Raw genomic sequence first — 19,421 nt, forward strand, 5'->3', positions numbered from 1 at the left:
GCTCCTCGGCCTGGTCCGGTGGTGCGGGGTTCGTGACGAACCCCAGCGTAGGCGCGGCCCGCCGCTCGTCCCAGGGATGAGCGGCGGGCTACACACGCTGTTAACGAGAGGTGAGCGTCCAGAGCAGGACGGGCATGTGGCTGACGTGTCCGTGCTCGCGCTGCCGGCGCCAGGCGCTCTCACCGACGGCGCGGAAGAACGCGGCCCGCCGCTCCTGCGGCACCAGGCGGCTGTAGTAGTCGCCGAAGGTGGCGGCGTGGAAGTGCTCGTAGCGCTCGGCGCTGTCGACGGTGACGACGGCGTCGCGCTCCAGCCGCTCCACCACCCGGAGGTGCGGGCCGATCAGCGCCGCGAGGTCCTCGACGGTCCTGGTGCGGGTCGCGATCGGCAGCACCCCGTGGCGCGCGAACACGCCGGGCACCTCCTGGTGGGGGGTGCCGAGGGCCACCAGGGCGTCACGGACCAGCTCGTCCTCGCCGCCGAGGCCGTGCTCGTCCCGGGCGGGGTGGTAGGTGGTGAGCAGGAACCTGCCGCCGGGGGCGAGGTGGGCGGCGGCCCAGGCGAGGACGCGCTCCTCGTCCGGGTGGAGCCAGTGCAGCACCGAGGTCTGGGTGATCACGTCGGCCCGGAACGGCAGCGGCTCGGGCGCGGTGAGGTCGGCCCGGTGCAGGGCGACGCGCTCGCCGTACGGGCGCAGCCGGTCGGCGGCCTCGGCGAGGCGGTGTTCGGAGCGTTCCAGGCCGACGGCGCGCCGCAGGGTGGGGAACCGTTCCAGCGCGGCCTGAAGCAGCTGGCCGATCCCGCTGCCGAGGTCGATCAGGGACTCGGGGGCGCCGGTGATCCGGTCGAGCACCCAGTCGCGGTCCTGGACCTGGCGCAGTCGGCTGGCGTCGGCGTACCCGGCGAGGGTGCGGGACTGGATCTCGACGGCGGACGGGCTCACTTCTGGTCCTCCTCGGTGCCTGCGGGCCGGTCGACCAGTTGCAGCAGGCGCTCGCGGGCCCCGCTCTGGTCGTACCGCTTGTAGATGTTGATCCGGTTGCGGGTCAGGTCGCCCCGGTGGACGTACTCGTAGAGGTCCTGGCGCTGGCCGAAGCCGTCGCCGGTGAGCTCCCAGGCGATCCGGAACAGCCGGGACTTGCGCTCGGCGTCGATGCCGCGCCCGCGCATGTAGCGGTCCAGGTGCGGGCGCAGCCGGGGGTGGGCGAGGTCGGCGGCGGTGGGCTGGACGAGCAGCCCGGAGGCGCCGATCCGGCGGACGATCTCGACGGCGCTGCCGGCCACCTCGGCGGACCAGACCCGGGAGGCGGCGGTGTCGCCGGGGGCGAACAGGCCGCCGTCGGTGGGGCCGCCGCGGGCCTCGGCGGCGTCCAGGAAGTACTCGGTCAGCTCGGCGTAGCCGGCCAGGCGCCCGAGGTCCTCCTGGATGTTGCGGAAGCCGTCCACCCCGATCGACTCGGCGACGAGGGTGGCGGTGGCGAGCAGGGTGCGCAGCCGCTCGCGGTAGCGGATGTGGCCGACGTAGGCGCTCCAGGCGTTGATCCGGCCGAGGCCGAGCCGGGCGAGGCCGGCGTCGCGCAGCAGGAAGACGCGGTCCCAGGGCACCAGGACGTCGTCGAAGAAGAGCATCGCGTCCTGCTCGTCGTACCGCGCGCCCAGCGGGTGGGCGTGGCCCCAGGGGGCGCTGCCGAGCGGCTCGCGGGCGAGCGTGACCAGGCCGGGGGTGTTCAGCGGCAGGGCGAACCAGCTGACGAACTGCTCGCCGCGGCCCTCGGTGAAGGAGGCCGAGAGGTAGACCAGCACCTCGTGGGCGAGCGGGGCGAGGGTGGTGAGCTGCTTGGCGCCGCGCACCACGATGCCCCGGTCGTTCTCCTCGACGACGCGCAGGGCGAGGTCCGGGTCGTCGACCGGGTCGGCGGAGCGGTCGATCTGCGGGTCGCCGAGAGCGTGCGAGAGGACGAGGTCGTTGGTGGCGCAGTGGCGGTACCAGGCTTCGGCGTTGGCGCCGAAGCGCGGGTCGGCGGCGGCCAGCCGGTGCCGGAAGTCGTAGACGCCGACGGCGATGGAGGCCATGAAGGCGGGTGAGCGGCCCTGCTGCCCGAGGGCCTCGGCGTGCCAGAACTCGGCGCTGCGGCGCTGGAGCCGGAGCTCGTCGAGGGTGCGCGGGGGCTGGTAGGCGCGGGCGAGGCGCAGGCCGCTGTCCGGGTCCTGCCAGGTGAGCAGGTCGCGGTGGTCGGGGTGGTGCTGGAGGTCGAGCAGGCGGGCCAGCTCGTCCACGGCCGGGCGGAACGCGGGGTGTTCGGCGGGGTTCGCGATCCGCCGACCGTCCAGGTAGAGCTCGCGTCCGTCGTCGAGTTCGGCCCGGTAGCGGTCGCCGGTGAGCAGGCCTCGGGCGGTGGCGGGCGCGCCGCGGCCGGGGGCGGTTTCCAGCAGTGTCATGCGCCAACTCCGTTGGTGTCCAGGGGTGTCGGTGCCAGTGCGCGGTACCGGGTGTCGTGGTGGAGCAGGGGTGCGCCGGCGCCGCGGGCCGCCTCGGCGACCAGGCCGACCAGGATGGTGTGGTCGCCGCCGGGCAGGGCGGCGTGCAGCCGGCAGTCGAACCAGGCGAGGGCGGACTCGACGAGCGGGGCGCCGGTGGCGGCGGTCCTCGTCGGCACGGCGGGGAAGGCGCCCGTGGCGGTGAAGTCACCGAGCGCGCGACCGGCTCCGGGGGTGGCGAACCGTCGGGCGACCCATTCCTGACGGACCGTCATAATCGACAGGCCGAACCGTCCGGTGGTCCGGACTGCCGCCACCAGCGGGCTGTGCCGGCCGACCGCGACGGTGACCAGCGGCGGGTCGAGGGAGAGGGTACTGAAGGAGGAGACCGTCTTGGCGAAGACCTCCTCGCCCGCGCGGGTGGTGACCACCGCGACCCCGCTGGTCCAGCCCCGGGAGGCGGTGCGGAAGTCCTCCTCGGTGACGTGCGGGGCGGCGGGCTCGGCGCCGTGCCGGGCGCCGGCTTGGGCGGCCTGCCGGGCGGCCCGGGTGAGGGCGCCGCTCATCGCAGCCCCACCCGGTAGGCGCGCAGCCACTCGTCGACCTGGACCAGGTGGTCGAGGCCGCCGACCGGGTTCGGCGCGGTGCGCGGGCTGGGCAGCGGACGGCCCTCGGCGAGCAGCCGGCGGACCACGTCGCGGTCCACCAGCTCGAAGACCGGCGCGTTCGGGTCGGCCAGCAGCTCCCGAGCCCGGGCCGTGAGCACCTCGGCGTAGCGGACGGCCGGGGTGGACGGGTAGCCGCTCTTGGGCCGGTCGGCGACCTGCGGCGGAAGGAGGTCCCGGACGGCGTCGCGCAGCAGCCCCTTGGCCCGCCGCTCCGGCGCCTTGAGCGCCCACGGGACGTTCCACAGGTACTCCACCAGGCGGTGGTCGCAGAACGGCACCCGTACCTCCAGGCCGACCGACATCGACACCCGGTCCACCCGGTCCAGCAGCGGGGGCAGCCAGCGGGTGAGCGCGAGGTGGAAGACCTCGCGGGTGCGCGCGTCGGCGGCCGGCTCGCCGGGCAGGCGCGGCACTTCGCCGAGCGAGCGCCGGTACGCGGCGGCGGTGTACTCCTCGGGGCGCACCTCGGCCCGGACGTCCGGGCGCAGCAGGTCCGCCGGGGTCGCCCTGCCGTGCAGCCACGGGAAGGTCGGGGCGGCGAGCGCGTCGGCGTCGTGGAAGTACGGGTAGCCGCCGAAGATCTCGTCCGCGGCCTCGCCGGAGAGGGCGACGGTGGAGCGCCGCCGCACCTCGCGGAAGAGCAGGTGCAGGGAGGCGTCCATCTCGCCCCAGCCGGGGCGGTCGCGGGCGCGCAGGACGGCGTCGCGGGCGTCCAGCAGGTCGTCGTCGGGCACCAGGACGGTGGTGTGCAGGGTGCCGATGTGCTCGGCGGCGGCCGCCACGTAGGGGGCGTCCAGGGTGGTCCGCCAGGCGTCGGGGGTGCGGTCGGCGCTGCCGGGGAAGTCGACCGAGAAGCTGGTGATCTTCCCCTGCCCGGCGCGTTCGCGGGCGGCGGCGGCCAGGGCGGTGACGGCGCTGGAGTCGACGCCGCCGGAGAGCAGGGTGCACAGCGGCACGTCGCTGACCAGCTGGCGCTCGACGGCGTCGGCGAGCAGCTCGCGGACGGTCGCCCGGGTGGTCGCGGCGTCGTCCCGGTGCTCGGCGGACTCCAGCCGCCAGTACCGGACCTCGCGGGTGGCGGCGCGGGTGACGACCACCAGGTGGCCGGGCCGGACCTCGTGCAGGCCGCGGAAGATCCCGTGGCCCGCGCTCGGCGCGGCGGGCAGGGCAAACAGTTCGGCGACGCCCTCGGCGTCCAGTTCGGCGCGGAACAGCGGGTTGGCGAGGACGGCCTTCGGCTCGGAGCCGAACAGCACGCCGCCGCGGTGGGCGTGCCAGTAGAGCGGCTTGATGCCGAGGTGGTCGCGGACCAGCAGCAGCTCCTCGCGCCGGGCGTCCCACAGGGCGTAGGCGAAGATGCCGTTGAACCTGGTCGGCGCCTCCCTTCCCCACTGGAGGTGGGCGCGCAGGACCACCTCGGTGTCCGAGCGCGTCCGGAAGACGTGTCCGAGGGCCTCCAGCTCGGTGCGCAGCTCGCGGTGGTTGTACAGCTCGCCGTTGTAGGTGAGGACGGCCGCGGCGTCCGGTCCGGGGCGGTCGGCGAGCGGCTGGGCGCCGCCGTCCGGGTCGATCACGGAGAGCCGGCGGTGGCCGAGGGCGGCGTGCCGGGAGAGCCAGACGCCGTCGGCGTCCGGGCCGCGGCAGGCCAGCGTGGCGGTCATCTCCCGGACGGTCCGGGCCTGGTGGAGCAGGTCGGTGTCCCAGTCGATCCAGCCGGTGATACCGCACATGTCAGGACTCCCCGGGGTCGTCGGTGGCAGTGGGATCGGCGATGGTGGCGGGCTCGGTGGCTTCGGTGGGCCCGGCGGCTTCGGCGGGCTCGACGGTGACGTGCTCAGCGGTGGCGGCGGGCTCGGTGGTGCCGGTGGACTGGGTGGTGGCGGTGGACTCCCAGCGGCAGCCGTGGCCGGTCGGGCCGTGGGTCAGCCGGTGCGCGGGCCGGTAGCCCTTGGCGCGGATGTTGGCGGACAGCGCCTCGGTGCAGTAGGTGCAGGGCGAGGCGAGGGTCAGCCGGACACCCGAGCGCCGGGCCTTCTCGCGGTAGTCCCAGATCGCGCAGTGCGTGATGGTGAGCGCCGCGTGCTCGCGCCCGGGTGGCGCGTCGTCGTCGAACTCGTAGTCGGAACCGTACAGTTCGGCCTGCCGGGCGATCCGGTGGATCGGGTCGGCGGCGCCCCGGCCGAGGTCGGGCTCGACCTCGCGGTGCACCTCGGCGTTGGACCGGGCCCAGTGGCCGAGGACCTCCTCGCCGTAGCGCAGGACGAGGAAGCGCTCCATCAGGGCCTGGTCGCGGAAGAACACCCGCTGCCACTCGACGGCCGGGGCGTCCGGCTCGGGCAGGTCGGCGAAGAGCTCGGACTGCAGCACGAACCAGTCGGTGAGGTGCGGTTCGTTCCCGCGCGACACCAGGTACCGGGTCAGCCCGGCCTCGGCCTCGTGCAGGCGCTGCCGCCAGAGCGCGGACCGCTCGGCGTCCGTCATCGTGCGGTACGGGGACCTCGGCTGCTCCGCACCGGGGCCGGCTCGTCGGATCGACGCGGCGGCCAGCACCGCCGTGACCGGACCGGCCTCGACACCCGCCCCGTCACCGGCGCCGGTCGGACCGCCGGTCCCGTCGGACACACCGCCCATCGGGCCATCTCCCTTCGGCTGAACGATCCTTCGGACCGTCGTGTCGTCGTCGTTCCCGCCACGCTACGAAGCGGCCCGGGCGCCCCGGTAGCCCCGAACGGCGCCGGCCGGGGCGCCGATCGTCGCCGTGCGGATGCTCCGAAGGTCGCCCCGCGGCGAGCGGACGGCCGGACGCGACGCAGGCGGACACGACCGAGAGCGGACCCGACGGCGGCCGGACACGACGGCGGCCGGACACGCCCGAGGGCGGGCCCCGCGGACCGGCGGGACCCGCCCTCGGGCGGTGTGCGTGACGGAGGTGGGAACTACCCGGCGAGCCCGTGCCGGTGGGCGTACAGGGCGGCACGCAGCCGGTCCGGCTGCCCGATCTTGCGCATCGCCTGGGTGAGGTGCTTCTTCACGGTGGCCTCGGCCAGGGCGAGTTCGCGCCCGATCTCGGCGTTGCTCAGCCCCTGTCCGAGCTTGACCAGAACCTCCCGCTCGCGTTCGGTCAACCCGGCCTGCTGCGGCGGCAGTTCACCCACGTGCCGCGCCGGAGCCGCCGCGTGGATCCGGGCCGACGGCGGAGCCGGCAGGAACACCGACCCGCCGGCGGCCGCGAGTTGGACCGCGCCGATGATCCGCTCCCCCGCCAGGTCGAGCGGGAAGCAGCCGCCCGCCCCGGCCAGCAGCATCCGGCTCGCCTCGGCGGTCGACTCGGCGCGGCGCAGCAGCAGGACCCGGGCGTCGGGCGCCCCGTCCGGCCCGCGCAGCGCCACCACGGCCGCGAGGTCCTCCTCCAGGCTCGCGCCGCGGCCGAGCAGGATGACGTCGGGGGCGGTGCGGTGCACGGCCGGCACGGCGCGCAGCGGGTCCCCGGCGGAGCCGACCACCGTCAGTCCGGGCGCGGTGGCCAGCAGGCTGCGCAGTCCGGCGCTGGTCACCGAGTGCCGCTCGACCAAGAAGACCCGGGCGAGCGCGGTGCGGTCGCGGTCCTCGTCCACGCACATCGGGTGGCCGCAGCCGCACCCGGCACCGGCGCGGCCGGCGCCGGGCGGTGCCGGTTCGGCCAGCAGCTGGTGGCCGGCGATCAGGTCGAGCGGATTGTCGATCTCGGCGTGCAGCGGGGGCGCTCCCGTGACGGGGGCGTCTCCCGGGCCGGTGCCGCCGCAGGCGCCGCGGCGGGCGGGGTACCGGCGGCCGCGCGGGCCGGCCGGGGCGGCGAAGGTGCTCACTGCTGCCATCGGGTACCTCCGGGAACGGAGGCAGGACGTCTGTGGTTGGGCATGGCTCTGCGGTCCCCCTAGCTGGTGGCCGGTCGGCCCCCGTGAACGCGGGTGCGACGCGGTGCGCGACGCGGTCCGCTGCCGGACGTCGCGTGCGGAGCGGCACGCTGCGACAGGGATCGGCCGGCGACGCGGACGGGCGTCGGGTGTGGATCCGGGTGAGGAGAGGGCGCTGACCGCGGCGGGTGCGGAGCAGGGCGGTCAGCGCGTCGCGCGCGGTCGACAGAGCTCGTCGAAGCACCTGCGGTGCCACGAGCCGCCGATCCCGACCAAGGTGAAGTCGGTCCGCCGAATAGCCATGCGGGAACCCTAGGTCCGGTTCCTTGTGCAGGTCAAGGACGGGACCGGGCCTGCGCGGCCCGGGCAGCGGCGCTGCGGGCCACCCCGGATGCTGTGAGCCGGAGTAACAGCATCAGGAGCTGACTGGCTGTCCGGGCCGTGCGTCCGCAACGCTCCTCCCAGCGGCCGCGGCCCTCGCAGCGTCGCCCCGGCGCCCGGCGCCGGCCGCCGCGCCCGTGCCGAACTCCCGTTCGCCGAAGCGGAGGTGGCGGCACCACCGTCCCCGCCGCCGGTCCGAGGACTCCCGAAGTCACGAAGTCACGAAGTCGAAGTCCCGAAGTCCCGAAGTCCCGAAGGAGCAGCAGCGCCATGCCCGCCCCGCCCCACCGGCCCGCCGCCGGCCCGTCCGGCGCCCCGCCCCGGAGGGCCGACGGGTGACCCGGTTCCTGCTGCGCCGGCTCCTGCTGGCCGTCCCCACCCTGCTCGGCGTCACCGCCGTCGTCTTCGCAACCGTCGCACTCGTCCCCGGCGACCCGGTCGCCGCCTTCCTCGGCCCGGGCGCTCCGCCCGAGGCCCGTCGCCGGCTCACCGAACGGCTCGGCCTGGACCAGCCGTTGCCGGTCCGCTACGCCGACTGGCTCGGCCACGCGCTCACCGGCGACCTCGGCACCTCCGTCTCCGGCCAGCGCCCGGTCTCCGACCTGCTGCTGCCCGCCCTCGGCCAGACGCTCACCCTGACCGCGGCCGCGTTCGCCCTGGTCCTGGCCGGCGGGGTGGCGCTCGGCGCCGTCGGCGCGCTGCGCCCGCGCGGCCCCGGCGGGCGGATCTCCGGCGCGCTCTCCACCCTCGCCGTGTCCGCCCCGCAGTACTCGGTGGCGCTGCTGCTGATCGCCGTCTTCGCGGTCGGGCTGCGCTGGCTCCCGGCCGGCGGCACCCACGACGCGTTCGGCTCCGGCGGCCCGGGCGACCTCGCCCGTCACCTGGTCCTCCCGGCGGTCGCCGCCGCACTGGTGCCGCTCGGACTCACCGCGCGGGTGTTCCGGGCCGCACTGGGCACCGTCCTGGCCGGTGAGCTGGCCGACTCGCTGCGCGCCCGCGGCCTGCGCCCGGCCGCCGTGCTGCGGCACTGCGTGCACAACGCCTCCCCCGCGCTGCTGACCATCGGCGGCCTGCAACTCGCCTACCTGCTGGAGGGAGTGGTCTTCGTGGAGACCCTGTTCACCTGGCCCGGCGTCGGCCGGCTGCTGTACGACGCGCTCTCCGCCCGGGACCTGCCGCTGGTGCAGGGCGGGGTGCTGGTGGTGGCGGTCGCGTTCGTCGGCGTCAACCTCCTGGTGGACGCGGCGCACGCGGCGATCGACCCCCGGGTGAGGACCTGACATGACGTCGCACCCGCTCGTCGGACGCCACCTCGGCCTGGTCGTCCCCGCCGCCCTCGCCGTCCTGCTCGTCCTGCTCGCCCTCGCCGCGCCGCTGGTCGCCCCGTACGACCCGGCCGCCGGACGGCTCGCGGACCGGCTGCTCGACCCCGGCAGCCCCGGCCACCCGCTCGGCACCGACGGCCAGGGCCGCGACCTGCTGAGCCGGCTGATCTGGGCCGGGCGCGCCTCGCTCATCGGCGCACTCGTGCCGGTCACCGTCGCCACCCTCGCCGGCACGCTGCTCGGCATCGCGGCCGGCCTCGGCGGCCGCTTCACCGAACAGGCCCTGCTGCGCACGCTGGACGTGCTGTACGCCTTCCCGGGCGTGCTGCTGGCGATCGCCGTCGCCTCCCTGCTCACCCCCGGCCTGGGTGCGACCGTGCTCGCGCTGTCCGTGGTGCTCACCCCCGCGGTCGCCCGGGTCGCGTTCACCGAGACCCGGCGGATCCGGTCCGCCGAGTACCTGGAGGCCGCCCGGGTCAGCGGCGCCGGCTGGGGTGCGCTGGTGCTCCGCCAGGTCGCGCCCGTGGTGGCGCCGGTGGTGCTGGTGTACGCCTCCTCGCTGGTCGGGCTGGCCGTCGTGTACGCCGCCGGGCTGTCCTTCCTCGGGCTCGGGGTCGCCCCGCCCGCCGCCGAGTGGGGCGCGATGCTGGACGAGCTGCGGCCCGCGCTGCTCACCCACCCCTGGGTGGCGGTGCTGCCGGCCCTCGTCATCCTCGCGGTCTCGGTCGTCTTCAACACCCTCGGCGAGGCGCTGCGCACCCGCATCGGCGACGCCGCCGCCCACCTGCCGCGGGCCGTCCCGACGCCACCGCGACGAGCCGCGAAGCAGGTGGGCGCATGAGAGAGCTGCTGGAGGTCGACGCCCTGACCGTCGACTACCCCGGAGGCGTCCGGGCCGTCGACGGGGTCTCCCTCACCCTGCGGCCCGGCGGCGCCCTGGTGCTGCTCGGCGAGTCCGGCAGCGGCAAGACCACCGTCGCCCGGACGGTGCTCGGCCTGCCCGGTCGGGGCGCCGCCGTCACCGGGGGCGTCCGGCTGGCCGGAACGGACCTGCGGGCGCTCGGCGAACGGGCGCTCTCGGACGTCCGCGGCCGGCGGATCGGCTACGTGCCGCAGGACCCGAGCGCCTCGCTCGACCCGCTGCGCCGGGTCGGCCCGCAGCTCGCCGAGGTGCTGCGCCGGCACGGGGTCGCCGACGGCCGCCGGGCCGCCCGCGCCGCCGTCCCCGGGCTGCTCGCCACCGCAGGCGTCCCGGACCCGGAGCGGGTCGCCCGGGCGTACCCCCACGAGCTCTCCGGCGGGCTGCGCCAGCGCGCCGCGATCGCCCTCGCGATCTGCTGCGGCCCGGAGCTGCTGATCGCCGACGAGCCGACCACCGCGCTGGACGCCCTGGTCCGCGGCCGGATCCTGGACCTGTTCGCCACCCTGCGCGCCGACTGCGGCATCGCGCTGCTGCTGGTCACCCACGACCTCTCCGCCGCCCGCCGGACCGGCGGCACGGTGGCGGTCATGCGGGCCGGCCGGGTCGTCGAACTCGGGCCCGCCGAGCGGGTGCTCGGCGAGCCCGGCCACGCCTTCACCGCCGCCCTGGTGGCCGCCGACCCGGGAGTACGCCGATGAACCCGGCCCCGCCCGCCCTGCTCACCCTCGACGCCGTCGGCAAGCGCTACGGCGACCGGACCGCCCTGGACCGCGTCAGCCTCGCCGTCGCGCCCGGCGAGACCGTCGGCCTGGTCGGCGAGTCCGGCTCCGGCAAGTCCACCCTGGCCCGCCTCGCCCTCGGCCTGCTCGCCGCCGACTCCGGCACCGTCCGCTTCGCCGGCCGGGACCCGTACCGGCTGCGCGGGCGCGCCGACCGCGCGCTGCGGGGCCGACTGCAGTACGTCCCGCAGCACCCGCGCGGCTCGCTCAACCCCGGCCTGCGGGCCGGCGAGGCGGTCGCCTTCGCGCTGCGGCTGCACGGCACCCCGCGCGCCGAGCGCGCCGCGGCCGTCGCCCGGCTCTTCGACCGGGTCGGCCTGGAGCCCGCGCTCGCCGACCGCTACCCGCGTGAGCTCTCCGGCGGGCAACTCCAGCGGGTGGCCGTCGCCCGGGCCCTGGCCACCGGGCCCGAACTGCTGGTCTGCGACGAACCGACCTCCGCCCTGGACCGCAGCGTGCAGGCCCGGCTGCTCGACCTGCTCACCGAGCTGCGCGAACGCACCGGCCTGGCCTACCTGTTCATCTCCCACGACCTCGCCGTCGTACGCCGGCTCGCCCACCGGGTGCTGGTGCTGCGGCACGGCCGGGTGGTCGAGGAGGGCCCCGCCGACCGCCTCTGGGACTCGCCCGCGCACCCGTACACCCGCGCCCTGCTGGAAGCCGCCACCGGCACCACCCGGCCCTCGACCTGACCGCCGCCTCCCCGCACGCCGAACCACGATCCACCGAACCACCGAACCGACGAGGACCCGCCATGACGCGCACCGCCCGTACCCGCTCCAGAGCCGTCGCCCTGCCGGCCGCCGTCGCCCTGCTCGCCGCGGCCACCGGCTGCGCCGGAACCGACGGCGGCGGCACCGGGGCGGGCGGCGGCGACGGCCGCGGCGGGACGCTGGTCATCGGCGCCACCGGCAAGCTGCCCAACACCGACACCGTGATCGGCGGCGCGGGCTTCGAGGGCAAGCGCCTGGTCTCCTTCCAGCTCTACGAGGGCCTCACCCGCTACGAGCTGCTCCAGGGCACCGACAGACCGCCGGTCGTCACCGGCGCCCTGGCCACCGACTGGCAAGTCGCGGCCGACCGCAGGACCTGGACGTTCACCCTCCGCAAGGGCGTCAGGTTCCAGGACGGCACCCCCTTCGACGCCGACGCCGTGGTCTTCAACCTGGCGCGCTACCTCGACAAGGGCAGCCCCGAGTACACCGACGCCCTCGGCGCCGCCGCCGCGGAGTACGCGGGCGACATCGTGTCCTACCGCAAGACCGACGCCGACCACGTCGAACTCGTCACCGAGCGGCCCAACGGCCACTTCCCGGAGGACCTCGCCCACGTCCTGATCGCCAGCCCCACCGCCGTCCGCAGGGCCGGCACCGCGAACTTCGCCCAACACCCGGTCGGCACCGGCCCGTTCGCCTTCGTCTCGCAGACCGAGGGCCAGCAGATCGAGCTCGCCGCCAACAAGGACTACTGGCGCGGCGCCCCCAGGCTGGACCGGCTCGTGGTCAAGGCGCTGCCGGACGCCGCCGCCCGCACCGCCGCCCTGCGCTCCGGCGGCGCGAACTGGATCGAGTACCCGAACCCCGACGACCTCGACAGCCTCCGGGCCGACGGCGTCACGGTCGCCACCAACAGCTACGACCACCTCTGGTACTGGATCCTGGACACCTCCAAGGCCCCCTGGAACAACCCGCTGGTGCGCAGGGCCGCCAACTACGCCATCGACCGCAGGGCGATCGCCGACACCCTGCTGCACGGCACCGCCGACCCGGCCTACCAGGCCGCGCCGCGCGCCACCGCCGCCTACGACCCCGCCGGGGACACCTACTCCTACGACCCGGCCCAGGCACGGAAGTTGCTCACCGAGGCCGGCGTCCCGAACGGCTTCACCACCTCCGTCACCGTCCCCACCGGCGGCAGCGGCAACCTGCTCCCGGTACCGATCGCCGAGGCGATCCAGCGCGACCTCGCCGCCGTCGGCATCAGGGCCGAGCTGCGCACCACCGACTGGACCACCCTGATCGGCGCCGAGGCCAAGGGCCAGGTGGCGCTCGGCTCCGACGCCGTCGCCCAGTCCACCACGCTGTTCCAGTCCGAGGCGCTGCTGCCGCTGTTCGTCGGCTCCAGAAGCCCGTTCTGGACCGGCCACTACGCGAACCCGCAGGTCGACGAACTGCTCGCCGCCTCGGCCGCCGACCCCGACCAGAGCGCCCGGCAGGCCGGCTACCGCCGGGCCCTCGCCCTCGTCACCCAGGACGCGCCCTGGCTCTTCGTCGTCAACGACCGCAATCCGCGGGCGCTTTCGCCGAAGGTCCACGGGCTCGTGCAGCCGCAGTCCTGGTTCCTCGACCTCACCACGGTGTGGGTCCGCTGAATCCGGCTTCCCCGCCCCCGAGTCCCACAGAACGGACACCCACCCCGATGACCACCCCGCACCCGCCGCACCACCACCCCGAGGCCGAACCGCCCAAGTGGGGCATCACCCTGCCCCTGCCGGGCCTGACCATCGACCGGCACCGCTTCCTGGTCGAGCGGCTGCCCGAGCTCGGCTACACCGACGTGTGGAGCGCCGAGGGCGGCGGCACCGACGCCTTCACCCCGCTGGCCGCCACCGCCGCGTGGTCCCCGTCGCTGCGGATCGCCACCGGCATCGTCCCGGTGCACACCCGCGGCCCGGCCGTGCTCGCCCAGACCGCCGCGACGCTCGCCCAACTCGCCCCCGGACGGGTCCTGCTGGGCATCGGCGCCTCCGTCCCCGCCCACGTCACCGACATCAACGGCATCCCCTTCGACGAGCCCTTCAAGCGCACCCGGGACGTCCTGCGCTTCGTCACCCGGGCCCTGCGCGGCGAGTACGTCACCGGCGGCTTCGACACCTTCGACATCACCGGCTACCGGCTGCCGCACCCGCCGGCCGAGCCGGTCAAGGTGATCCTGGGCGCGCTGCGGCCCAACATGCTCCGGCTCGGCTTCACCGAGGGGGACGGCGCCATCACCAACCTGCTGTTCCCGCACGACGTGCCGAAGATCCTGGAGACCGTCGGCCCGCAGCCGCCCGGCAAGGAACTGGTGGTCAAGGTCTTCGTCTGCCCCACCGAGGACACCGACTACGCCCACCGCGCCACCCGGCCCTTCCTCGCCTGGATCCTCAACCGCGAGCCGTACCGGAAGTTCCACGAGTGGCTGGGCCACGGCGAGTTGCTCGCCGAGACCCACCGCCGCTGGGCCGAGGGGGACCCGGAGGGCGCCCAGAAGGCGCTGCCCGACGAGGTCGTCGACGGGCTCTTCGTCAGCGGCTCCCCCGAGGAGTGCCGCGAGCGCATCCTCGCCTACCACCGCCCGGGCGTCACCACCATCCAGCTGTACGTGTCGCTGCCGCCCGAGGTGTTCGTCAGCCGGGCCAAGCTGCTCGACACCCTCGCCCGGCTCGGCCCGGCCGCCCGCTGACCCGCCCCGCCCCTTCCACCGAGGAGAGCCCGTGCCCCTGGAGATCCGCGGCGGGGTCCGCGCCGCACCCGTCCCCGGCGACACCCCGCAGGAGCGCCAGGCCCTGCGCTGGGCCCCCGACGGCCGCGACCGCACCGCCGACCCCGCGTACGTCGCCCGCACCGCGCGCGAGAACGAGGAGGACGGGCTGGACAGCGCCCTGGTGGTGCAGTCCAGCTCCTGGCCCGACCCTTGGCTGGTGGCCTCCTGGGCGCTGGCCGCCACCACCCGGCTGCGCGTCGCCGTCGCCCACCGGATCGGCACCACCGCGCCCACCGTCGCCGCCCGCTCCCTGGCGACCCTGGACCGCCTCTCCGGCGGGCGGGCGGCGGCCCACGTCATCATCGGCTCCAGCGACCTCGACACCGCCCGCGACGGCGACCACCTCGACAAGGCGGAGCGCTACCGCCGGGCCGAGGAGTACCTCGACCTGTTCACCCGCTACCTGCACACCGACCGGGACATCGACCACAAGGGCGAGTTCTACACCGTGACCGCCGCCCGCCCCGGCCTGCACCCGAGACCGGGCGGCGAGCTGCTCTCCTTCGGCGGCTCGTCCCCGCAGGGCCTCGACCTCGCCGCCCGCTACGCCGAGGTCTACGCCGTCAGCCCGCTGCCGCTTCCCGACACCCGGCGCCGGATCGCCCAGGCCCGCGCCGCGGCCGCCGCCCACGGCCGGACCCTGCGGATCTGGCGGCACCTCACCGTCGTGCTCGCCGACACCGACGAGCAGGCCCGCGACCGCGTCCGCCGGCTGCGCCGCGAGGCCCTGCGCCTCACCTCCGGCGGCGCCGCCGGCCGCTGGCGGGAGGCCGTCCAACTCGACCGCGACCGCGAACGCGGCCGCTCCGACCCGGCCCACGGCGACGAGCAGGTCGCCGCCTACGTCCGCCGCTCCCTCACCGCCGCCTACACCGGCTCGCCCGCCACCGTCGCCGCCCGTATCGGGCTGCTCCGCTCCGCGGGCGTGGACATCGTCCAACTCGACCTCCCCGTCGAGACCGACCACGACCGCGAGCTGCGCCGCGCCCTCGTCCGCCGGCTCCGCACCGGCCACGGCTCCCCCGCCGAGCGCCGCCTCTGGTGACCCCGGTGGGCGCGGCGGCCCGCGCATCCCCCGCGCCGCCCGGTCACCCGGGCGGTGTTCAGCGCGCCGGAGTGAAGTCCGGCAGGCGCTCCACGCTGTCGGCGACGGCGGCGAAGCCGTACTCGAGCATCCGCCGCTCGTACCGCCCGACGGCGTCCGGGAGTTCGGCCCTCCCCCGCTGGACGGCGGTGAGCGTACGGGCCAGCAGGGCGGCGTCGCGCAGGGCCGAGTTGGCCCCCTGGCCGCCGCTCGGCGGCATGGTGTGGATCGCGTCCCCGAGCAGGGTGACCCGGCGGCTGCCGGCCCAGTGCGGCACGGGCTCGGCGTAACGGGCACTCAGCGGTGCGCTGTTGACGACGTCGGCCCGGTGGACGAGGTCGACGAGGTCCGGGTGCCAGCCGTCGAGCAGGTCGAGCAGATCGCCCCTGACCGCCGCCCAGTCCCTCGGCCCGGCGGGGAGGGGCTCGGCCGGCATCACCACCCAGCGCAGATAGCTCTCGGTGTCGGGCAGCCGGACGTCGGGGGCCAGTTCGGCGGCCGCGAGCCGCGGCGGGCGGCGGAACTCCATCCGGCCGAGCAGCATGCTCACCCGGGTGCCGTGGGCCCCGGCGCCCTGGACGACGGTGCCGAAGCCGGGGACGAGGGCGGCGGACCGCTCGGTGAGCGGGGTGCGCCCGAGGACGGCGCTGCCGGGGAGGGTCACCACCCGTGCCCCGGGCAGCAGTTGGCGGCGCACCGCGGAGCCCACGCCGTCCGCGCCGACGAGCAGGTCGCCGACCGCGCTGCCGCCGTCGCCGAAGTGCGCCTCGACCGTGCCGTCCGCCCGCTCGGTGTAACCGGTCACCGGCCTGCCGAACTCCACCCGGTCGCCGAGCCCGGCCAGCAGCAGTTGACGCAGCACGTGGCGGTCGACGGCCGTGCCCTCGTCCGCGACGCCGAGCCGGCGGATCTCCCGCAGTCGCTGGTCCACGACCCGCCGCTCACCCGCCATCGGACCGGAGACGGCCGCCAGCAGGGCGTGCAACCGCTCCGGCAGGCACGCGTGCAGAGCGGCGAGGCCATGGGCGTTCAGGGCGATCCGGAAACCCTGGTAGCGGCTGTGCGGGCCGTCCTCCCGCTCGTGGACCCGGACGTCCACGCCCGCCCGCAGCAGCCCGTGCGCGAGGCAGAGCCCGCCGAGTCCGGCCCCGGCCACCAGTACCTTCATGTCCGCTCCCCTGTCCGTCCCGCGTTCGTCCCGCGTTCGTCCCGCCGTGCGGGCTCCCGTGGTTCGAGCCTGCCGCACCGGGCCGCCCCGGTGTCAGTGAGCTTTGTGGCCGGAAGGTCATGACGGATGTCACCGGGGACGGCCTGACCGGGCACGGAGCGCGGGCCCGTAGCATGGCCACCTTCGGGGACAGCGGTACGAGGAGAGGAACGGGGCGTGCGCGGGGGCGAGTTGGTGGGCGGTCTGGGACGGCTGGTCGGAGCGGCCGCCGAGGCGGCCGCGGGGGCGGCGGCCGGGTTGGGCGAGGCCGGGCGGCAGGCCGTCCAGCGGGGCGGACGGGGAGCGGCGGCGGGCGGCCGGTGGGCGCACACGGCGCTCACCTCCGTCGCACCGCCGCAGGTGCCCGCCACCGCGCCGTGGAAGCTGTCCGTGGGCACCCTGATCGGCCGCCACCCGCTGACCCCGGCCGTGGTGCACAAGCTGCTCGGGCTCCTGGACGGCCTCGGCGCCGTCCACCTGGGGCCGTCGCAGGTCGGCTTCGACGGCGAGGAGATCGACTGGGACAAGGTCGTCGAGATCCGCACCAGCAACGCCTTCGAGGTGCTGACCACCACCGCGCTGGAGCACGAGGTGGACCGGATCCGCGAGTTCCTCCCGCCGGTGCCCGGCCGCAAGTGGGTCGTCACCCGGGCCGGCGAGGCGCTGACCACCGTTGTCCTCGCCGCCCTCGAACGCGCCTCGGACGACCAGCGCCTGGACGAACTGACCGTCCCGGCCCGCATCGTCCACCGCGGCCTGCTCGGCCGGCAGAAGACCCTGGACGCGGGCGCGTTCGCCGCCGCGGCGCTCGTCGTCGCCGACCGGGCCGGCGAGAGCCTGATCGCCACCGCGCGCAGCCGGGGCATCCCGGTCCTGCCCGTCGACGAACTCGCCGAGCCGACCGACGCGGCCCGGGTCGCCCTCCTACGGGAACGCACCGACTCCGTCGCCCGGCTGCTGAGCCGCATCGAGCAGAGCGACCCGGAGCCGCCGCAGGCCGCCGGGGCGGTCCCGCGACCACCGCTGTCGCTCGACAAGAGCCCGGACGGACCCGCCGGTCCGCTCGGCTGAGGCCGCGCCGCGGAACCCGCCCCGGACCGGACCGCGCGAAGTCAACCGCCCGTCACTGCGAGGCGGTTGACCCGGTTTTCAAGGTGCTCCCCTGCCAGGCCCTGTGGGACACCGGGCGCGGGCGGCGTCACGGCTCCTGGCGGGCGCGTTCGGTGATGTTGCGGGCCATGCCTCCGAACACCACCGCGTGGAACGGCGCGACCGACCACCAGTAGGCCTGGCCGGCCAGGCCGTGCGGGTGGAAGAGCGCCCGCTGGCGGTAGCGCGTGCGGTGCTCGCCGTCCGGTGTGACGGACAGTTCGAGCCAGGCCAGGCCGGGCAGCCGCATCTCGGCGCGCAGGCGCAGGAGCCGGCCCGGTTCGATCTCCTCGACCCGCCAGAAGTCGAGGGAGTCCCCGACCCGCAGCCGGGCCGGGTCGCGGCGGCCGCGGCGCAGGCCGACGCCGCCGACCAGGCGGTCGAGCCACCCACGCAGGGCCCAGGCGAGCGGAAAGGAGTACCAGCCGTTGTCGCCGCCGATGCCTTCGACCACCCGCCAGACGGCGTCGGGCGAGGCGTCCACCGTGCGTTCCCGGAGGTCCTGGTAGAGGCTGCCGCCGGCCCAGTCGGGGTCGGTGGGCAGCGGGTCGCTGGGGGCGCCGGGCAGGGAGGCGGATGACCAGCGGGTGGCGACGTCGGCGTCCTTGATCCGGCGCAGGGCGAGGGACACGGCCCGGTCGAAGCCGGTCAGGCCCTCCGGTGGGTCGGGCACCCACCGGGCGATGTCGTGTTCGCCACAGACGACCTCGTGGCGCAGGGACTCGACGAGCGGACGGGCGATGGAGCCGGGCACCGGGGTCACGAGGCCGACCCAGAGGCTGGAGAGTCGGGGGGTGAGGACCGGCACAGGGACGATGAGGCGTCGGCGCAGTCCGGCGAGCCGGGCGTAGCGGTGCATCATCTGCGCGTACGTCAGGACGTCCGGGCCGCCGATGTCGAAGGTGCGGTTCACGTCCGGCGGCAGACCGGCGGCACCGGCCAGGTAGCGCAGGACGTCCCGGACGGCGATCGGCTGGATCCGGGTGGAGACCCAGTGCGGCGTGACCATCGCGGGCAGGCGTTCGGTGAGGTAGCGGAGCATTTCGAACGAGGCGCTGCCGGAGCCGATGATCACGGCCGCGCGCAGCTCGGCCGTGGGCACACCGCTGCCGCGCAGGATCCGGCCGACCTCGGAACGCGAGCGCAGATGGGGCGAGAGGTCCGCTTCGGGCACCCCGGTGGGGACGAGACCGCCGAGGTAGACGATCCGGGTGACGCCGGCGGCCGCGGCGGCGGCTCCGAAGGCGCGGGCGGCCGCGCGGTCGGTGGCCTCGAAGGCCGGTCCGGCGCCGAGGGAGTGCACCAGGTAGTAGGCCACGTCGACGCCGTCGAAGGCCGCTGCGAGGGTCTCGGGTCGGCTCACGTCCCCGGGGACGATGTCGACGTCCGCCCGCCACGGCTGGTCCCGCAGCCGGCCGGGATTGCGCACCAGGCAGCGGACGCGGTGTCCGCGGGCGAGCAGCTCGGGCACCAGGCGGCCGCCGATGTAGCCGCTCGCCCCGGTCACCAGGCAACTTCTCGCCCCGACTGGTCGTGTCTCCATGTCGACTCCTCGTCCGGGGGCCGGGCCCGCCTGCCGGGTCCCACGGCCGACCGGAGCGGCGCGACCAGGATCGCCCATCCGCTCCGGAGCCCGCGACCCGGCGGACCGGCAGGCGCGGGTGATCCCAGGGTCCTGTGCGACGACGAAGGCTTCGGCGAGGTCCCGCAACCCTCCGCGACCGTCACGGACAACCCACCCACGGGACCCCCAGGCCACCGCCGTCCGGCCCCGAGTTTGTGATCACCGGCCGATGCCGTACAGTCAGGTCCACCGACGCGGGGTGGAGCAGCTCGGTAGCTCGCTGGGCTCATAACCCAGAGGTCGCAGGTTCAAATCCTGTCCCCGCTACCACGAATGCCGAAAAGGGGCGGACACACGACGTGTGTCCGCCCCTTTTCGGCATTCTCCCGACTCCCCGCCCGACCGGGTCGACACGAGACGGTCCGCCCATCACGTCCCGCCGGGCA

The 19,421-nt window shown here is 75.8% G+C and carries 16 protein-coding genes and 1 tRNA gene; 9 read left to right on the plus strand and 8 right to left on the minus strand.

All coding sequences use genetic code 11. The features are described from left to right. Nucleotides 1-100: 100 nt before the first annotated feature. From ACZ7RU_RS26070 to ACZ7RU_RS26095, 6 genes are all read right to left on the minus strand, one after another. Nucleotides 101-943, minus strand: a complete 843-nt coding sequence (locus tag ACZ7RU_RS26070; RefSeq protein ID WP_470343386.1) for a class I SAM-dependent methyltransferase — start codon at nt 941-943, stop codon at nt 101-103. Then, the gene (locus ACZ7RU_RS26075; protein ID WP_470343387.1) at nt 940-2,439 is read right to left on the minus strand and encodes a 4-hydroxyphenylacetate 3-hydroxylase family protein; all 1,500 of its coding nucleotides are present in this window, start codon (nt 2,437-2,439) and stop codon (nt 940-942) included. The genes ACZ7RU_RS26070 and ACZ7RU_RS26075 overlap by 4 nt, the downstream gene beginning before the upstream one ends. After that, nucleotides 2,436-3,044 carry a flavin reductase family protein gene (locus ACZ7RU_RS26080; RefSeq protein ID WP_470343388.1) on the minus strand — a complete coding sequence of 203 codons (609 nt, stop codon included), beginning with the start codon at nt 3,042-3,044 and terminating at the stop codon, nt 2,436-2,438. The genes ACZ7RU_RS26075 and ACZ7RU_RS26080 overlap by 4 nt, the downstream gene beginning before the upstream one ends. Next, on the minus strand, nt 3,041-4,876 hold the full coding sequence (gene asnB / locus ACZ7RU_RS26085) for an asparagine synthase (glutamine-hydrolyzing) (RefSeq protein WP_470343389.1): 1,836 nt from the start codon (nt 4,874-4,876) through the stop codon (nt 3,041-3,043). Before asnB ends, ACZ7RU_RS26080 begins: the two co-directional genes overlap by 4 nt. Nucleotide 4,877: 1 nt before the next feature. Beyond that, on the minus strand, nt 4,878-5,777 hold the full coding sequence (locus ACZ7RU_RS26090) for a hypothetical protein (RefSeq protein ID WP_470343390.1): 900 nt from the start codon (nt 5,775-5,777) through the stop codon (nt 4,878-4,880). A gap of 305 nt (nt 5,778-6,082) precedes the next feature. Next, nucleotides 6,083-7,000: a LuxR C-terminal-related transcriptional regulator gene (locus ACZ7RU_RS26095; RefSeq protein ID WP_470343391.1), complete on the minus strand. Its 918-nt coding sequence runs from the start codon at nt 6,998-7,000 to the stop codon at nt 6,083-6,085. A gap of 755 nt (nt 7,001-7,755) precedes the next feature. On the opposite strand from ACZ7RU_RS26095, the gene ACZ7RU_RS26100 reads away from it, so the two are divergent. From ACZ7RU_RS26100 to ACZ7RU_RS26130, 7 genes are all read left to right on the plus strand, one after another. After that, nucleotides 7,756-8,700, plus strand: a complete 945-nt coding sequence (locus tag ACZ7RU_RS26100; RefSeq protein WP_470343392.1) for an ABC transporter permease — start codon at nt 7,756-7,758, stop codon at nt 8,698-8,700. Nucleotide 8,701: 1 nt separating this feature from the next. After that, nucleotides 8,702-9,586 (plus strand): ABC transporter permease, encoded by an 885-nt coding sequence (locus ACZ7RU_RS26105; protein WP_470343393.1) that lies wholly within the window; start codon nt 8,702-8,704, stop codon nt 9,584-9,586. Further along, nucleotides 9,583-10,365 carry an ABC transporter ATP-binding protein gene (locus ACZ7RU_RS26110; protein WP_470343394.1) on the plus strand — a complete coding sequence of 261 codons (783 nt, stop codon included), beginning with the start codon at nt 9,583-9,585 and terminating at the stop codon, nt 10,363-10,365. The genes ACZ7RU_RS26105 and ACZ7RU_RS26110 overlap by 4 nt, the downstream gene beginning before the upstream one ends. Further along, nucleotides 10,362-11,138, plus strand: coding sequence for an ABC transporter ATP-binding protein (locus ACZ7RU_RS26115; protein WP_470343395.1), 777 nt, complete (start codon nt 10,362-10,364; stop codon nt 11,136-11,138). Before ACZ7RU_RS26110 ends, ACZ7RU_RS26115 begins: the two co-directional genes overlap by 4 nt. 62 nt (nt 11,139-11,200) lie before the next feature. Further along, complete coding sequence (locus ACZ7RU_RS26120; RefSeq protein ID WP_470343396.1) at nt 11,201-12,817, plus strand: ABC transporter substrate-binding protein; 1,617 nt, start codon at nt 11,201-11,203, stop codon at nt 12,815-12,817. 47 nt (nt 12,818-12,864) lie between these two features. Next, a complete protein-coding gene (locus ACZ7RU_RS26125; RefSeq protein ID WP_387751437.1) occupies nt 12,865-13,890 on the plus strand; it encodes an LLM class F420-dependent oxidoreductase in 1,026 nt (341 codons plus the stop codon). 31 nt (nt 13,891-13,921) lie between these two features. Continuing rightward, complete coding sequence (locus ACZ7RU_RS26130) at nt 13,922-15,016, plus strand: LLM class flavin-dependent oxidoreductase (RefSeq protein ID WP_470343397.1); 1,095 nt, start codon at nt 13,922-13,924, stop codon at nt 15,014-15,016. A 58-nt stretch (nt 15,017-15,074) separates the two neighbouring features. On the opposite strand, the gene ACZ7RU_RS26135 is transcribed toward ACZ7RU_RS26130, so the two are convergent. Further along, entirely contained in the window at nt 15,075-16,223 is a 1,149-nt protein-coding gene (locus ACZ7RU_RS26135) for an FAD-dependent oxidoreductase (RefSeq protein WP_470343398.1), read from the minus strand. Between the two features lie 216 nt (nt 16,224-16,439). Between ACZ7RU_RS26135 and ACZ7RU_RS26140 the strand changes: the two genes are divergently transcribed. Continuing rightward, entirely contained in the window at nt 16,440-17,333 is an 894-nt protein-coding gene (locus tag ACZ7RU_RS26140; RefSeq protein ID WP_470343399.1) for a hypothetical protein, read from the plus strand. Between the two features lie 127 nt (nt 17,334-17,460). On the opposite strand, the gene ACZ7RU_RS26145 is transcribed toward ACZ7RU_RS26140, so the two are convergent. Continuing rightward, on the minus strand, nt 17,461-18,954 hold the full coding sequence (locus tag ACZ7RU_RS26145; protein WP_470343400.1) for an SDR family oxidoreductase: 1,494 nt from the start codon (nt 18,952-18,954) through the stop codon (nt 17,461-17,463). Nucleotides 18,955-19,228: 274 nt separating this feature from the next. Here ACZ7RU_RS26145 and ACZ7RU_RS26150 point away from each other — a divergent pair. Next, a tRNA-Met gene (locus ACZ7RU_RS26150) sits at nt 19,229-19,305 on the plus strand. Nucleotides 19,306-19,421: the final 116 nt, after the last annotated feature.

The organism is Kitasatospora sp. NPDC114501 (assembly GCF_055633695.1).

Excerpts from the sequence above, each read along its gene's own strand:
- ACZ7RU_RS26125 (WP_387751437.1), top strand. The coding sequence starts at position 12,865 with ATGACCACCCCGCACCCGCCGCACCACCACCCCGAGGCCGAACCGCCC.
- ACZ7RU_RS26095 (WP_470343391.1), bottom strand. The coding sequence starts at position 7,000 with ATGGCAGCAGTGAGCACCTTCGCCGCCCCGGCCGGCCCGCGCGGCCGC.
- ACZ7RU_RS26115 (WP_470343395.1), top strand. The coding sequence starts at position 10,362 with ATGAACCCGGCCCCGCCCGCCCTGCTCACCCTCGACGCCGTCGGCAAG.
- ACZ7RU_RS26145 (WP_470343400.1), bottom strand. The coding sequence starts at position 18,954 with ATGGAGACACGACCAGTCGGGGCGAGAAGTTGCCTGGTGACCGGGGCG.
- ACZ7RU_RS26135 (WP_470343398.1), bottom strand. The coding sequence starts at position 16,223 with ATGAAGGTACTGGTGGCCGGGGCCGGACTCGGCGGGCTCTGCCTCGCG.
- ACZ7RU_RS26080 (WP_470343388.1), bottom strand. The coding sequence starts at position 3,044 with ATGAGCGGCGCCCTCACCCGGGCCGCCCGGCAGGCCGCCCAAGCCGGC.
- ACZ7RU_RS26075 (WP_470343387.1), bottom strand. The coding sequence starts at position 2,439 with ATGACACTGCTGGAAACCGCCCCCGGCCGCGGCGCGCCCGCCACCGCC.
- ACZ7RU_RS26090 (WP_470343390.1), bottom strand. The coding sequence starts at position 5,777 with ATGGGCGGTGTGTCCGACGGGACCGGCGGTCCGACCGGCGCCGGTGAC.
- asnB (WP_470343389.1), bottom strand. The coding sequence starts at position 4,876 with ATGTGCGGTATCACCGGCTGGATCGACTGGGACACCGACCTGCTCCAC.
- ACZ7RU_RS26105 (WP_470343393.1), top strand. The coding sequence starts at position 8,702 with ATGACGTCGCACCCGCTCGTCGGACGCCACCTCGGCCTGGTCGTCCCC.
- ACZ7RU_RS26120 (WP_470343396.1), top strand. The coding sequence starts at position 11,201 with ATGACGCGCACCGCCCGTACCCGCTCCAGAGCCGTCGCCCTGCCGGCC.
- ACZ7RU_RS26110 (WP_470343394.1), top strand. The coding sequence starts at position 9,583 with ATGAGAGAGCTGCTGGAGGTCGACGCCCTGACCGTCGACTACCCCGGA.